Source organism: Pseudomonas eucalypticola (assembly GCF_013374995.1).
Classification (GTDB): domain Bacteria; phylum Pseudomonadota; class Gammaproteobacteria; order Pseudomonadales; family Pseudomonadaceae; genus Aquipseudomonas; species Aquipseudomonas eucalypticola.
In genome coordinates, this window is record NZ_CP056030.1 from 3,615,933 (window position 1) to 3,630,345 (window position 14,413).

10 protein-coding genes, 2 tRNA genes, 3 rRNA genes and 1 pseudogene are annotated in these 14,413 nt (G+C 58.9%); 7 read left to right on the forward strand and 9 right to left on the reverse strand.

The genetic code is table 11. The features are described from left to right. Positions 1 to 28 precede the first annotated feature (28 nt). From HWQ56_RS16040 to HWQ56_RS16055, 4 genes are read right to left on the reverse strand one after another with little or no spacing between them, the layout of a single operon-like run. Positions 29 to 1,360: an ATP-binding protein gene (locus HWQ56_RS16040; protein ID WP_158157933.1), complete on the reverse strand. Its 1,332-nt coding sequence runs from the start codon at positions 1,358 to 1,360 to the stop codon at positions 29 to 31. After that, positions 1,357 to 2,025: a response regulator transcription factor gene (locus tag HWQ56_RS16045; protein ID WP_158157932.1), complete on the reverse strand. Its 669-nt coding sequence runs from the start codon at positions 2,023 to 2,025 to the stop codon at positions 1,357 to 1,359. The genes HWQ56_RS16040 and HWQ56_RS16045 overlap by 4 nt, the downstream gene beginning before the upstream one ends. Further along, complete coding sequence (locus HWQ56_RS16050; RefSeq protein ID WP_158157931.1) at positions 2,025 to 2,345, reverse strand: PepSY domain-containing protein; 321 nt, start codon at positions 2,343 to 2,345, stop codon at positions 2,025 to 2,027. Before HWQ56_RS16050 ends, HWQ56_RS16045 begins: the two co-directional genes overlap by 1 nt. Continuing rightward, a complete protein-coding gene (locus tag HWQ56_RS16055; protein ID WP_176571133.1) occupies positions 2,345 to 2,653 on the reverse strand; it encodes a PepSY domain-containing protein in 309 nt (102 codons plus the stop codon). The genes HWQ56_RS16050 and HWQ56_RS16055 overlap by 1 nt, the downstream gene beginning before the upstream one ends. A gap of 298 nt (positions 2,654 to 2,951) precedes the next feature. Between HWQ56_RS16055 and HWQ56_RS16060 the strand changes: the two genes are divergently transcribed. From HWQ56_RS16060 to HWQ56_RS29490, 4 genes and pseudogenes are all read left to right on the forward strand, one after another. After that, complete coding sequence (locus tag HWQ56_RS16060; protein WP_176571134.1) at positions 2,952 to 4,031, forward strand: patatin-like phospholipase family protein; 1,080 nt, start codon at positions 2,952 to 2,954, stop codon at positions 4,029 to 4,031. Between the two features lie 50 nt (positions 4,032 to 4,081). Next, entirely contained in the window at positions 4,082 to 4,438 is a 357-nt protein-coding gene (queD, locus tag HWQ56_RS16065) for a 6-carboxytetrahydropterin synthase QueD (RefSeq protein ID WP_158157928.1), read from the forward strand. Positions 4,439 to 4,678: 240 nt separating this feature from the next. Continuing rightward, positions 4,679 to 5,440, forward strand: a pseudogene (locus tag HWQ56_RS29485) (Tar ligand binding domain-containing protein); the annotation flags it as partial. Further along, positions 5,438 to 6,301 carry a methyl-accepting chemotaxis protein gene (locus HWQ56_RS29490; RefSeq protein ID WP_425331969.1) on the forward strand — a complete coding sequence of 288 codons (864 nt, stop codon included), beginning with the start codon at positions 5,438 to 5,440 and terminating at the stop codon, positions 6,299 to 6,301. The pseudogene HWQ56_RS29485 and the gene HWQ56_RS29490, both read left to right, overlap by 3 nt. A gap of 207 nt (positions 6,302 to 6,508) precedes the next feature. Here the strand turns inward: HWQ56_RS29490 and rrf are convergent. The 5 genes from rrf to HWQ56_RS16095 form a co-directional block, all read right to left on the reverse strand. Beyond that, positions 6,509 to 6,624 (reverse strand): 5S ribosomal RNA (gene rrf / locus HWQ56_RS16075). A gap of 140 nt (positions 6,625 to 6,764) precedes the next feature. Beyond that, a 23S ribosomal RNA gene (locus tag HWQ56_RS16080) occupies positions 6,765 to 9,655 on the reverse strand. 224 nt (positions 9,656 to 9,879) lie between these two features. Continuing rightward, a tRNA-Ala gene (locus HWQ56_RS16085) sits at positions 9,880 to 9,955 on the reverse strand. Positions 9,956 to 9,965: 10 nt separating this feature from the next. Then, positions 9,966 to 10,042 (reverse strand) — tRNA-Ile (locus HWQ56_RS16090). An 84-nt stretch (positions 10,043 to 10,126) separates the two neighbouring features. Beyond that, positions 10,127 to 11,663 (reverse strand): 16S ribosomal RNA (locus HWQ56_RS16095). Together the 16S, 23S and 5S rRNA genes with 2 tRNA genes alongside form the textbook arrangement of a ribosomal RNA operon. A 528-nt stretch (positions 11,664 to 12,191) precedes the next feature. Here HWQ56_RS16095 and rhtA point away from each other — a divergent pair. The 3 genes from rhtA (at position 12,192) to HWQ56_RS16110 (ending at position 14,385) form a co-directional block, all read left to right on the forward strand. Further along, entirely contained in the window at positions 12,192 to 13,079 is an 888-nt protein-coding gene (rhtA, locus tag HWQ56_RS16100) for a threonine/homoserine exporter RhtA (RefSeq protein ID WP_158157629.1), read from the forward strand. 179 nt (positions 13,080 to 13,258) lie between these two features. Continuing rightward, complete coding sequence (locus tag HWQ56_RS16105; protein ID WP_158157630.1) at positions 13,259 to 13,540, forward strand: hypothetical protein; 282 nt, start codon at positions 13,259 to 13,261, stop codon at positions 13,538 to 13,540. A 107-nt stretch (positions 13,541 to 13,647) separates the two neighbouring features. Beyond that, the gene (locus HWQ56_RS16110; protein WP_176571136.1) at positions 13,648 to 14,385 is read left to right on the forward strand and encodes an SDR family oxidoreductase; all 738 of its coding nucleotides are present in this window, start codon (positions 13,648 to 13,650) and stop codon (positions 14,383 to 14,385) included. Positions 14,386 to 14,413: the final 28 nt, after the last annotated feature.

Genomic DNA, 14,413 nt, shown 5'->3' on the forward strand with positions numbered 1-14,413 from the left:
GCGTTAGGCAACGGATCGGCACAGGAGTTTAGCGGTTGATCTCCACGGCGCGCGCTGGCAGGCCGATACGTACCCGCAGGCCGCCCTGGGGGCTGGCGAGCAGCTCCAGCGTCCCACCCCAGGCGTCGACGATGTCGCGCACGATCCCCAACCCCAGGCCATGGCCACTGACCTGTTCATCCAGGCGCGCGCCCCGGTCGAGCACGGCCTCGCGCCGGGCCTCGGGGATGCCGGGGCCATCGTCGTCCACCTCGATCAGGTAGCCCAGGTCGCGGCGGGTCAGCGTCAGGCGGACTTCGCTGTCAGCCCACTTGCAGGCGTTGTCCAGGAGGTTGCCCAGCACTTCCAGCAGGTCTTCGCGGTCCCACGGCAGTTTCAGGCCTGGCGGCTGGTGGCTGCTGATATTCAACCCTTGGCCATGGATCATGCGCAGCGTGGCCAACAGCCCCGGCAGCTCCTGGGCACAGTCGAACAGCTCGCCTGGCAAGGCATCCCCTGCCAGCCGCGCGCGGTTGAGCTCGCGGCTCAAGCGCTGCTCGATCTGTTCCAGCTGCTCGCGCAAGGCATTGGCCAAGGCCGGCTGGCCCGCCAGGCGCTCACCGGCCACCAGGCTGAACAGCACCGCCATCGGGGTTTTCAGTGCATGCCCCAGGTTGCCCAGGGCATGGCGAGAGCGCCGCAGGCTGTCTTCGGTATGGGCCAGCAGGTGATTCACCTGGGCCACCAGCGGCTCGAGTTCCACGGGCACCTGGGTGTCGAGCTGGGAGCGCTGGCCCTGTTGCAACTGGGCGATCTGCTCACGGGCACGCTCCAGCGGCCGCAGGGCCCGCTTGACCGTCAGCCGCTGCAGCACCAGGATCACTATCAGCGCCGCCAGGCCAATGCCCAGGCCGATGCGCTGCAGGCGCTGGAAACTGTCGCGCACCGGGGTGTAGTCCTGGGCCACACTGATGGACAGTGCCTGCCCCAGGCGCTTGTAGTCAGCGCGCAGCACCAGCAGCCACTGACCTTCCGGGCCCAGGGTCAGGTCCGAATGCAGGCCAGCGGCATCAGGCTGGGGGAATTCCTGGTCCCATAGCGAGCGCGAGCGCCAATGACCCTCGGCGAAATCGATACGGAAATAGTGCCCGGAAAACGGTCGTTCGTAGGCCGGGGATATGCGCCGGTCATCCAACTGCAGCCCGTTGGGGCCACGCGCCAAAGCCACCAGCAGGTTTTCACTTTCGTTGCGCAGCCCCGCTTCCAGGTAACGCTGCAGGCCCACTTCGAACAACCACAGGCTCAGTTGCGCCACCGCGATGCCGACCACCACCAGCACGCTGATCAGCCCGACGCTCAAACGCCCCTGGATCGACCTCAACCGGCACCCGCCCCGAACAGGTAGCCCTGGCCTCGCCGTGTTTCGATGACAGCGCGCCCCAGCTTGCGGCGCAGGTGGTTGACGTGGACTTCCAGGACATTGGAGTCGCGCTCGGTTTCACCGTCATAGAGGTGCTCGGCCAAATGGCCTTTGGAGAGAATTTGCCCCGGGTGCAGCATGAAGTAGCGCAACAGGCGAAACTCCGCGGCCGTCAGCTGCACATCGGTATCGGCCTGGCGCACGCACTGGCGGCTTTCGTCCAGGTGCAGCCCCGCCGCCTGCAACGTCGGCTGGTTGGCTACCCCGCGCGCGCGGCGCAGCAGGCCCTGCACGCGCAAGTACAGTTCCTCGGGGTGGAAGGGTTTGCTCAGGTAATCGTCGGCACCCGCCTTGAGCCCGACGATGCGCTCGGCCCAGGAGCCGCGCGCGGTCAGTACCAGCACCGGCACGGCGACGCCGCCGGCACGCCACTGGGCCAGTACGTCGAGCCCAGGCAGGCCGGGCAAGCCCAGGTCGAGAATGATCAGGTCGTAAGGTTCCACCGAGCCCTGGTACGCCGCGTCGCGGCCATCGGCCAGCCAGTCGACGGCATAGCCCTGGGCCTTGAGCCCTGCGGCCAGTTCATCGGCCAAGGGCACATTGTCTTCAACCAGCAGCAAACGCATCAGTCGTCTTCCTTGTCCTTGAGCAGGCGCCCCGTGGCGGCTTCCAGCTTGATCTCGCGAACCACGCCATCGGCGGTCAGCAACTCTACTTCATAGGTATAGACGCCGTCGTCCTCTTCGAGCTCAGCTTCCAGCAGCTTGGCGCCCGGGTAGCGGCCCATCGCGTTCTGCAACAGTTGTTCAAGCGGCAGGATGACCCCAGCCTGGCGCAGCAGCAAGGCTTCGTCCTGCCCCAGGTCATGGGCGCCGGCCCGCCCGCCTGCAAGGCAACAGCAGGCGGCCAGGGCCAGCAGCGGGCCCCGCCGGTGGGTGGTGTTCATCAGGTGTCCTGGTGGTCCTTGAGAATCTCGCCAGTGACAGCATCGAGTTCCAGGTCCCACTCGACACCCTTGGCGTCGCGCAGCTCTACCTGGTACAGGTACTTGCCATAGGACTCCTCGAGCTCGGTTTCCTTGACCGTGGTGCCCGGGTGACGAGCGATGGCGGCGGCGTTGAGTTTCTCGAACGACTGGATGGTGCCGGCGTCGCGCAGGCGCAACGCTTCGTCGGGCCCCAGGTCGCGAGCCTGGACAGCAGTGGCGCCCAGGGCCAGGGTGACGGTGGTGATCAAGGCAGTCAAATGCTTCATGGGTAGCTCCGTGGTTCAATCAGTGTGTTTACGGAGCCAAGGCTAACCGGACCAACTTAATTGAAGCTGAAAGTGAAAGGCCACCACCCTAATGGATAGCCGCAAGCGGTGCAGCCAGACATGGACCAAAGTCTTGTAGGAAATGGCCGACGCACGCCATGAAATGGGCATATGCCTGGCGGCTGCTGCTCCGGTTTCCAGCGGGGTGCGCGCGGGGCCCAAGGTAGCGCGTGCAAGCGCCCCGTGCAAAGCCTGCGCGAAATGCAGTAAATTCACCTGCCCCGCCTGAGATCCTTCCATGAGCGCCATCCACGTCAAATCCCCGTCCCTGACCTTGAAGGCCGGCCACCAGGCCTTGGCGCGCATCCGTGAACGCGGCCTGCAACCCGGCGACGTTGGCACCCTGCCCGGTGCCGCGGGCGGCCCCAAGGCGCTCGGCATCCAAGGGCTGGACCTGGCGCTGTTCGGCGAGTGGTTGCCACGGGCCGAGCGTGAACGCTCACTGATCGGCGCATCGATAGGCTCCTGGCGTTTCGCCAGTGCGTGCCTGCCCGACCCGGTGCAGGGGCTGCAGCTGCTCGGCCGCTTGTATAACGAACAACGCTTCGCCAAGGGCGTGACCATGGCCGACGTCAGCCAGAGCTGCCACCGCATGCTCGACCAGTTGCTGGCCGGCCAGGACGCACGGGTATTGGACAATGCGCACTACCGCCTGAACATCATGGTAGTGCGCAGCCACGGCCGCCTGGCCGAGGACCACCGCGGCCACCTGGGCCTGGGGCTGGGGTCGGTGATCGCCGACAACCTGCGCGGCCGCTCGCGCCTGGCCCGGCATTTCGAACGGGTCATCCTCCACGACAAACGCCTGGCCCCGCCCTTGAACGGGCTGACCGACTTCCCTTCGCGCTACCTGCCACTGGACCTGGGCAACCTGCGCCAGGCGCTGCTGGCTTCGGGCTCCATCCCCATGGTCATGGAGGGCGTACGCGACATTCCCGGTGCGGGCGCCGGCACGTTCCGTGATGGGGGGCTGCTGGATTACCACCTGGATCTGCCTTATAGCGGTGAGGACATCGTGTTGTATCCGCACTTCACCGACAAGGTCATCCCCGGCTGGTTCGACAAGGCGCTGCCGTGGCGCCGCGGTGATGCCCAACGCTTGCGCAACGTGCTCTTGCTCGCCCCCTCCCCCGACTACCTGGCGCGGTTGCCCTATGGGAAATTACCCGACCGCAGTGATTTCAAGCGGTTCATGGGGCAGGACAAGGCGCGCCAGGACTATTGGCGCACGGCGATGAGTGAAAGCCAGCGGCTGGGCGACGAGTTTCTCGAGCTGGTTGAAGGGGGACGCCTGGGGGATGCGCTGCAAGCGCTGTGAGTTACTGGTAGACTAGGCGATTGCATTGGCTTTTTCGGGTTCATGACACCGTGGAAATCTTCAAAGAGTTTACCTTCGAATCGGCTCACCGCCTGCCGCACGTTCCCGAAGGGCACAAATGCGGCCGCCTGCACGGCCATTCCTTCAAAGTCGCGTTGCACCTGACGGGTCCGGTCGATCCGCACACGGGGTGGATCCGCGACTTTTCCGAGATCAAGGCGATCTTCAAGCCCCTGTACGAACAGCTGGACCACAATTACCTGAACGACATTCCCGGGCTGGAGAACCCTACCAGCGAAGTACTGGCCAAATGGATTTGGGCACAAGTGAAGCCCCTGCTGCCCGAGCTGTCGAAAGTGCGCATCCATGAGACCTGCACCAGCGGTTGCGAATACTACGGCGACTGATGCAGACGCCCTGGCGCAAAAACCACCTGCCGGGTGGTTTTTTTTCGCCTTGGCTGCGACAGCTTGTCGCATTTTTGCTCGGTAATCGCCCGAATTCCGATTTTCGCCCTCAAGGCTAGCACTATGCCAGCGATATAGAGGAAGCGGATCACTCTGATAACAACAACCCAGATGCACCTCCTGCGCTTCAGTCAGGGGTGAAGAGTCCGCGTCCTCTTTCGATCCCTGGAGTTGATCGTCATGTTTCGTCACCTCAGCATCCGAACAGGCATGTGCGCCATCCTCGTGCTATTTGTCACTGCCCTGCTCTTTTCCACCTTGAGCGCTTGGCACAGCGCCGAACAAAGCGACACGCAGGTACAGGAGTTACACCGTACCGCCCTGGCGGCCGACCGCTTGAACAACGCCCTGCTCATGGCCATCCGTACCAGTGCCAACGTCTCGTCGGCGTTTCTGGAAAACCTGGGCGGCCAGCATGATGCGTCCGCAGCGCGCCTGACGCGGTCCGAGGAGATCTGGCGTTCTTCCGCGCAACTGGTGGACCAATTCGGGCAATCGCTGGAGCCCCAGAACACCCCACTGGGGGTGCAACTGGAGCAGTCTTTCGTCGAGTACGGCAAGGCGATCGAGGCCCAGCGCGCAGCCACCCGCGCCAATGACCTGGCCGCTTATTTCACCGCGAACCAGTTGGCGTCCACCGCCATGGGCAAGCTGCAGGACCAGCGCAATACGCTGATGCAGGCGCTCAACGACCGCAGCACCACCTTAATGGCCCTGACCGACAGCCGCTTGAAAGAGGCCACGGGCACAGCCATCCTGCTGTTGGTCATCACGGTGCTACTGGCGGTCTGCTGCTGGAGCTTCATTCTGGTACGCGTGCTGCGCCCGCTGGGCCTTGCCGGGCAACACTTCAAGCGCATCGCCGCCGGTGATCTGCGCGAGCCGATCGAGGTCCATAGCCGCAATGAAATCGGCGAGCTGTTTGCCGAGCTCGGTCGCATGCAGGACAGCCAACGCCAGACCATTTCCCATATCAGTGCCTCGGCCCAGCAGTTGGCTGCGGCGGCGCAGCAGCTCAATGCCGTCACCGATGCGTCCAGCCGGGGCGTACAGCAGCAGGACCAGGAGTTGGAACAAGCCGCCACGGCGGTCACGGAGATGACCACGGCGGTTGAGGAGGTCGCGCGTAATGCAGTGTCCACCTCCGAAGCGGCAGAAGCGTCCAACGCCCTGTCCCGGCAAAGTCGCCAGCAGGTACAAGACACCATAGAGGGCACCCATGCCATGGCTGCCGACATCCAGGGCAGCGCGGAATTGATCCAGACCCTGGCCGGTGAAACACGCGAGATCGGCAAGGTGCTGGATGTGATTCGCGCAGTGTCGGAACAGACCAACCTGCTCGCACTCAATGCCGCGATCGAAGCGGCGCGCGCAGGCGAAGCGGGACGGGGTTTCGCCGTGGTCGCCGACGAGGTGCGCACCCTTGCCCACCGGACGCAGGAGTCTACCCGGGAGATCGAGCAAATGATCGTGCGGTTGCAGACAGGCACCGAGGCGGCGGTGAATTCGATGCGCTCAAGCACCGAGAAAGCCCAGCAAAACCTGACGTTGACCCAAGCCTGTGGCGATGTGCTGGAGCAGATCTACAGTGCCATTGGCGAAATCAACGAGCGCAACCTGGTCATTGCCAGCGCGGCGCAGGAACAGTCCCACGTGGCACGGGAGGTGGACCACAACCTGCTGAATATCCGCAACTTGTCGATTCAGTCATCCGAGGGGGCTACCCAGACCAGTGCGGCGAGCCGGGAAATGACGGCATTGGCCAATGAGCTGACGGGGTTGGTCGCGCGGTTCAGGGCCTGAGTTGGAGGTCGCGAAACCACCCTTCGGGGTGGTTTTTTGTGCCTGTGACACCCGTGTATTGCAGCAGTGCGTGGCGGGGGGTGGATGCTGGGTGCCTGATGGGGTGCGGTGTTTGTGACGCGGCCAGGTCCGCTGCTACCGACATAGGCGGGCGCTATAAAGACAAAACCCCCAGCTGCGTTCGCAACTGGGGGTTTCGGAATTTAATCTTGACGATGACCTACTCTCACATGGGGAAACCCCACACTACCATCGGCGATGCATCGTTTCACTGCTGAGTTCGGGATGGGATCAGGTGGTTCCAATGCTCTATGGTCGTCAAGAAATTCTGTAGCCAGGATGCCCTTTCAGGCATTCCAGCGAATCGGGTATGTGACAGTATTTGTGAACTGCAAACTTTCGGTGCATGTCATCTTCACAACACCGCAATCTGGTCGTTCGACGCAAATTGCTTGGGTGTTATATGGTCAAGCCTCACGGGCAATTAGTATTGGTTAGCTCAACGCCTCACAGCGCTTACACACCCAACCTATCAACGTCGTAGTCTTCGACGGCCCTTTAGGGAACTCAAGGTTCCAGTGAGATCTCATCTTGAGGCAAGTTTCCCGCTTAGATGCTTTCAGCGGTTATCTTTTCCGAACATAGCTACCCGGCAATGCCACTGGCGTGACAACCGGAACACCAGAGGTTCGTCCACTCCGGTCCTCTCGTACTAGGAGCAGCCCCTCTCAAATCTCAAACGTCCACGGCAGATAGGGACCGAACTGTCTCACGACGTTCTAAACCCAGCTCGCGTACCACTTTAAATGGCGAACAGCCATACCCTTGGGACCGGCTTCAGCCCCAGGATGTGATGAGCCGACATCGAGGTGCCAAACACCGCCGTCGATATGAACTCTTGGGCGGTATCAGCCTGTTATCCCCGGAGTACCTTTTATCCGTTGAGCGATGGCCCTTCCATACAGAACCACCGGATCACTAAGACCTACTTTCGTACCTGCTCGACGTGTCTGTCTCGCAGTCAAGCGCGCTTTTGCCTTTATACTCTACGACCGATTTCCGACCGGTCTGAGCGCACCTTCGTACTCCTCCGTTACTCTTTAGGAGGAGACCGCCCCAGTCAAACTACCCACCATACACTGTCCTCGATCCGGATGACGGACCTGAGTTAGAACCTCAAAGTTGCCAGGGTGGTATTTCAAGGATGGCTCCACGCGAACTGGCGTCCACGCTTCAAAGCCTCCCACCTATCCTACACAAGCAAATTCAAAGTCCAGTGCAAAGCTATAGTAAAGGTTCACGGGGTCTTTCCGTCTAGCCGCGGATACACTGCATCTTCACAGCGATTTCAATTTCACTGAGTCTCGGGTGGAGACAGCGCCGCCATCGTTACGCCATTCGTGCAGGTCGGAACTTACCCGACAAGGAATTTCGCTACCTTAGGACCGTTATAGTTACGGCCGCCGTTTACCGGGGCTTCGATCAAGAGCTTCGCGTTAGCTAACCCCATCAATTAACCTTCCGGCACCGGGCAGGCGTCACACCCTATACGTCCACTTTCGTGTTTGCAGAGTGCTGTGTTTTTAATAAACAGTCGCAGCGGCCTGGTATCTTCGACCGGCATGGGCTTACGGAGCAAGTCCTTCACCCTCACCGGCGCACCTTCTCCCGAAGTTACGGTGCCATTTTGCCTAGTTCCTTCACCCGAGTTCTCTCAAGCGCCTTGGTATTCTCTACCCAACCACCTGTGTCGGTTTGGGGTACGGTTCCTGGTTACCTGAAGCTTAGAAGCTTTTCTTGGAAGCATGGCATCAACCACTTCGTCGTCTAAAGACAACTCGTCATCAGCTCTCGGCCTTAAGATCCCGGATTTACCTAAGATCTCAGCCTACCACCTTAAACTTGGACAACCAACGCCAAGCTGGCCTAGCCTTCTCCGTCCCTCCATCGCAATAACCAGAAGTACAGGAATATTAACCTGTTTTCCATCGACTACGCTTTTCAGCCTCGCCTTAGGGACCGACTAACCCTGCGTCGATTAACGTTGCGCAGGAAACCTTGGTCTTTCGGCGTGGGTGTTTTTCACACCCATTGTCGTTACTCATGTCAGCATTCGCACTTCTGATACCTCCAGCAAGCTTCTCAACTCACCTTCACAGGCTTACAGAACGCTCCTCTACCGCATCACCCTAAGGTGATACCCGTAGCTTCGGTGCATGGTTTGAGCCCCGTTACATCTTCCGCGCAGGCCGACTCGACTAGTGAGCTATTACGCTTTCTTTAAAGGGTGGCTGCTTCTAAGCCAACCTCCTAGCTGTCTAAGCCTTCCCACATCGTTTCCCACTTAACCATGACTTTGGGACCTTAGCTGACGGTCTGGGTTGTTTCCCTTTTCACGACGGACGTTAGCACCCGCCGTGTGTCTCCCATGCTCGGCACTTGTAGGTATTCGGAGTTTGCATCGGTTTGGTAAGTCGGGATGACCCCTAGCCGAAACAGTGCTCTACCCCCTACAGTGATACATGAGGCGCTACCTAAATAGCTTTCGAGGAGAACCAGCTATCTCCGAGCTTGATTAGCCTTTCACTCCGATCCACAGGTCATCCGCTAACTTTTCAACGGTAGTCGGTTCGGTCCTCCAGTTAGTGTTACCCAACCTTCAACCTGCCCATGGATAGATCGCCCGGTTTCGGGTCTATACCCAGCGACTAAACGCGCTATTAACACTCGCTTTCGCTACGCCTCCCCTATTCGGTTAAGCTCGCCACTGAATATAAGTCGCTGACCCATTATACAAAAGGTACGCAGTCACAGAACGAAGTCTGCTCCCACTGCTTGTACGCATACGGTTTCAGGATCTATTTCACTCCCCTCTCCGGGGTTCTTTTCGCCTTTCCCTCACGGTACTAGTTCACTATCGGTCAGTCAGTAGTATTTAGCCTTGGAGGATGGCCCCCCATATTCAGACAAAGTTTCTCGTGCTCCGTCCTACTCGATTTCATTGACAAGAGATTTTCGCGTACAGGGCTATCACCCACTATGGCCGCACTTTCCAGAGCGTTCCGCTAATCTCAAATCAACTTAAGGGCTGGTCCCCGTTCGCTCGCCACTACTAAGGGAATCTCGGTTGATTTCTTTTCCTCAGGGTACTTAGATGTTTCAGTTCCCCTGGTTCGCCTCTCAAGCCTATGTATTCAGCTTGAGATAACCATCTTATGATGGCTGGGTTCCCCCATTCAGACATCTCCGGATCACAGTCTGTTTGCCGACTCCCCGAAGCTTTTCGCAGGCTACCACGTCTTTCATCGCCTCTGACTGCCAAGGCATCCACCGTATGCGCTTCTTCACTTGACCATATAACCCCAAGCAATCTGGTTATACTGTGAAGACGACATTCGCCGAAAATTTGCAATTTGAATCACAAATTTTACCTTAGCCTGATCCGTTACCAGTGAAAGTAACGTTCAGTCTATCTTTCTATCACATACCCAAATTTTTAAAGAACGATTCTGATAAAGTTCAGAAATCAATATTCGATACGAATACTCATTTCTAAGCTTTGACAAGGTAACAAAGGATGGTGGAGCCAAGCGGGATCGAACCGCTGACCTCCTGCGTGCAAGGCAGGCGCTCTCCCAGCTGAGCTATGGCCCCAACAAGAAACTGGTGGGTCTGGGCAGATTCGAACTGCCGACCTCACCCTTATCAGGGGTGCGCTCTAACCAACTGAGCTACAGACCCAGTTAAGAGCTGTTACCGATATCGTCTTCTTCAATGAATCAAGCAATTCGTGTGGGAGCTCATGATACAGCTGATGTCGTCGATTAAGGAGGTGATCCAGCCGCAGGTTCCCCTACGGCTACCTTGTTACGACTTCACCCCAGTCATGAATCACACCGTGGTAACCGTCCTCCCGAAGGTTAGACTAGCTACTTCTGGTGCAACCCACTCCCATGGTGTGACGGGCGGTGTGTACAAGGCCCGGGAACGTATTCACCGCGACATTCTGATTCGCGATTACTAGCGATTCCGACTTCACGCAGTCGAGTTGCAGACTGCGATCCGGACTACGATCGGTTTTGTGAGATTAGCTCCACCTCGCGGCTTGGCAACCCTCTGTACCGACCATTGTAGCACGTGTGTAGCCCAGGCCGTAAGGGCCATGATGACTTGACGTCATCCCCACCTTCCTCCGGTTTGTCACCGGCAGTCTCCTTAGAGTGCCCACCATAACGTGCTGGTAACTAAGGACAAGGGTTGCGCTCGTTACGGGACTTAACCCAACATCTCACGACACGAGCTGACGACAGCCATGCAGCACCTGTCTCAATGTTCCCGAAGGCACCAATCCATCTCTGGAAAGTTCATTGGATGTCAAGGCCTGGTAAGGTTCTTCGCGTTGCTTCGAATTAAACCACATGCTCCACCGCTTGTGCGGGCCCCCGTCAATTCATTTGAGTTTTAACCTTGCGGCCGTACTCCCCAGGCGGTCAACTTAATGCGTTAGCTGCGCCACTAAAGTCTCAAGGACCCCAACGGCTAGTTGACATCGTTTACGGCGTGGACTACCAGGGTATCTAATCCTGTTTGCTCCCCACGCTTTCGCACCTCAGTGTCAGTATCAGTCCAGGTAGTCGCCTTCGCCACTGGTGTTCCTTCCTATATCTACGCATTTCACCGCTACACAGGAAATTCCACTACCCTCTACCATACTCTAGCTTGCCAGTTTCGGATGCAGTTCCCAGGTTGAGCCCGGGGATTTCACATCCGACTTAACAAACCACCTACGCGCGCTTTACGCCCAGTAATTCCGATTAACGCTTGCACCCTCTGTATTACCGCGGCTGCTGGCACAGAGTTAGCCGGTGCTTATTCTGTCGGTAACGTCAAAATTGCAGAGTATTAATCTACAACCCTTCCTCCCAACTTAAAGTGCTTTACAATCCGAAGACCTTCTTCACACACGCGGCATGGCTGGATCAGGCTTTCGCCCATTGTCCAATATTCCCCACTGCTGCCTCCCGTAGGAGTCTGGACCGTGTCTCAGTTCCAGTGTGACTGATCATCCTCTCAGACCAGTTACGGATCGTCGCCTTGGTGAGCCATTACCTCACCAACTAGCTAATCCGACCTAGGCTCATCTGATAGCGCAAGGCCCGAAGGTCCCCTGCTTTCTCCCGTAGGACGTATGCGGTATTAGCGTTCCTTTCGAAACGTTGTCCCCCACTACCAGGCAGATTCCTAGGCATTACTCACCCGTCCGCCGCTGAATCAGAGAGCAAGCTCTCTTCATCCGCTCGACTTGCATGTGTTAGGCCTGCCGCCAGCGTTCAATCTGAGCCATGATCAAACTCTTCAGTTCAATACTGCAATCGGGTTTTGAGAAAACCCTATAAACTTGGCTCAGCAATCGTTGGTTAAACCATGATTTCTCGTGGAGCAACTTATGATGCTGATAATCTTTTTGACTATCAGTCTGAGTCACAAGCACCCACACGAATTGCTTGATTCAGTTGTTAAAGAGCGGTTGGTTGATTCTTTCGTCTCAACCGAGGCGCGCATTCTACGCTTTCCTCAGAGTCTGTCAAGCGTTTATTTTGAAGTTTTTCAGAGAATCTCTAACAACTTCAACCACTTGACTCGCTTCGATCTCTCGTTAGCGGGAGGCGAATTATAGAGAGTTCTGTCGGACCGTCAAGCATTGATTTTGGTAATTTGCCTTTTAAGTCAAACGCTTCCCGCTTGCCACCTCATGAATACCCTGGACGCCTGCCTGGAGGCCTTCACGCCACCCCGGCATGCCCCTGCGCACTATATTGCCCAACCCCCCACAATTGCGCATCATGTCCCCCCTTGCCCCACTTCTATATATAGAAGGACCTGCCCCGCAATGACCACCTCCCGCCGCAGCCTGGCCGCCACGCTGTTTCCCGTCGGCCTGTTGATGATCGCCATGGCCTCCATACAGTCCGGCGCTTCGTTGGCCAAAACCCTGTTTCCCGTGATCGGCGCCCAGGGCACCACGACCCTGCGCCTGGTGTTCGCTGCGGTGATCATGGTGCTGCTGTTGCGCCCGTGGCGGGCCAGGCTCACCGCTCGCTCCCTGCTCACCGTGGTGATCTACGGCATCGCCCTGGGCGGGATGAACTTTCTTTTCTACATGGCGTTGCGCTCCGTCCCGCTGGGCATCGCCGTCGCCCTGGAGTTCACCGGGCCGCTGGCGGTGGCCCTGTATGCGTCACGAAAGCCACTGGATTTCCTCTGGATAGCCCTCGCGGTGATGGGGTTGGTGCTGCTGGTGCCCACCGGCGACACACAGGCCGGGCTGGACCCTGTCGGGGTAGCGTATGCGCTGGGGGCCGGCGCCTGCTGGGCGCTGTACATTCTGTTCGGCCAGAAGGCCGGTGCCGACAACGGCATACAGGGTGCCGCGCTGGGGGTAGTGGTAGCGGCAGTGGTCATTGCCCCCATCGGGATCGTTCATGCCGGTAGCGCCCTGCTCTCCCCCGCCCTGCTCCCCGTGGCGCTGGGCGTGGCGGTGTTATCCACGGCACTGCCTTACAGCCTGGAGATGGTTGCCCTGACGCGCCTTCCCGCGCGTACCTTTGGCACCCTCATGAGCATCGAGCCCGCGTTCGGCGCATTGTCGGGGCTGTTGTTTCTGCATGAAGTGTTGTCGTTCACCCAATGGCTGGCCATTGCCTCGATCATCGCAGCCTCCATCGGCGCCACGCTGACCATGAGCCGGGAGCCGCACCCCACCCCGGTGGCGGATTGAACCGAAACTATTACAGAAAATTCCACATTGGCAATTGCGGCAAAGCGCCAGCCTGTTTAGGCTGTAACCCTTCGTGAAACTTGAAGTTTTCGACCGTGACAGGATGTCTCAAACGGATCAGGTGATATGCCGTTAATCAGACTCGGGCGTTAGATCCGGGCATGCCAGTAAGGACATCAATGAAACATTTGCTGATCATGGCAGCGATTCTGGCCATTGCCGGTTGCGCTGCCACTTCACACACGTCGGTCAAGCATGGCAGGAAAGGGTTGCACATCAACTGCTCGGGCCTGTCGTCCAATTGGGACCAGTGCTACCAGGCGGCGACTGACTCTTGCGGGACCAAAGGCTACAAGGTATTGGCCAAGTCCGGGGATGCGGTGGAAGACCCCGGCGACTACCCGTTCGGGCTCAACCCCGCCGGCTACACCAGCCGCAGCATGATCGTCATCTGCAAGTAGCCCTGCGAAAAAGCGTAAACACCCTCCAGAAAGGGTCGGCCATTGGTTGCCGCCCCGCCGAAACATGACCTATGGTTCGTTCCATCGACAATCGAAGGAACCGCATCATGGCGCTCGCTCCTGATAATAAAGTCGTGCTGGTCATCGGTGCAGGCGACGCCACCGGGGGTGCCATTGCCCGCCGCTTCGCCCGCGAAGGCTTCACCGCTTGTGTCGTGAGGCGCAGCGCGGAAAAGCTGCAGCCGCTGGTAGACCGCATTCACGCCGACGGCGGCCAGGCATTCGGCTTTGCCTGCGATGCACGCAAGGAAGATGAAGTGATCGCGCTGGTGGAGCGCATAGAACGGGACATCGGCCCCATCGAAGCCTACGTATTCAATATCGGCGCCAACGTGCCGTGTAGCATCCTGGACGAGACCGCACGCAAATACTTCAAGATCTGGGAGATGGCCTGTTTCTCGGGCTTCCTCACGGCCCGGGAAGTGGCCCGCCGCATGGTCGGGCGCCAGCGAGGCACGCTGCTGTTCACCGGCGCCACGGCAGGCACGCGGGGCGCCTCGGGGTTCGCCGCGTTTGCCGGCGCCAAACACGCGCTGCGCGCCCTGGCGCAGAGCATGGCCCGTGAACTGGGGCCGCTGAACCTGCATGTGGCCCATGTGGTCGTCGACGGCGCCATCGACACGGAGTTCATCCGTACTCAATTTCCCGAGAAGTATGCGGAAAAAGACCGCGACGGGTTGCTGGACCCCGACCATATCGCCGACAGCTACTGGTTTCTGCATACCCAGCCCAGGGACGCCTGGACCTTCGAGCTGGACCTGCGCCCCTGGGCCGAACGCTGGTAACCCCTCCCTTGAGCCACTGCGAGCCACC

What these genes read in the sequence shown, in the direction of transcription:
- HWQ56_RS16045 (WP_158157932.1), bottom strand. Translation starts at nt 2,025, where the DNA reads ATGCGTTTGCTGCTGGTTGAAGACAATGTGCCCTTGGCCGATGAACTG.
- HWQ56_RS16050 (WP_158157931.1), bottom strand. Translation starts at nt 2,345, where the DNA reads ATGAACACCACCCACCGGCGGGGCCCGCTGCTGGCCCTGGCCGCCTGC.
- HWQ56_RS16055 (WP_176571133.1), bottom strand. Translation starts at nt 2,653, where the DNA reads ATGAAGCATTTGACTGCCTTGATCACCACCGTCACCCTGGCCCTGGGC.
- HWQ56_RS16060 (WP_176571134.1), top strand. Translation starts at nt 2,952, where the DNA reads ATGAGCGCCATCCACGTCAAATCCCCGTCCCTGACCTTGAAGGCCGGC.
- HWQ56_RS29490 (WP_425331969.1), top strand. Translation starts at nt 5,438, where the DNA reads ATGCAGGACAGCCAACGCCAGACCATTTCCCATATCAGTGCCTCGGCC.
- rhtA (WP_158157629.1), top strand. Translation starts at nt 12,192, where the DNA reads ATGACCACCTCCCGCCGCAGCCTGGCCGCCACGCTGTTTCCCGTCGGC.
- HWQ56_RS16105 (WP_158157630.1), top strand. Translation starts at nt 13,259, where the DNA reads ATGAAACATTTGCTGATCATGGCAGCGATTCTGGCCATTGCCGGTTGC.
- HWQ56_RS16110 (WP_176571136.1), top strand. Translation starts at nt 13,648, where the DNA reads ATGGCGCTCGCTCCTGATAATAAAGTCGTGCTGGTCATCGGTGCAGGC.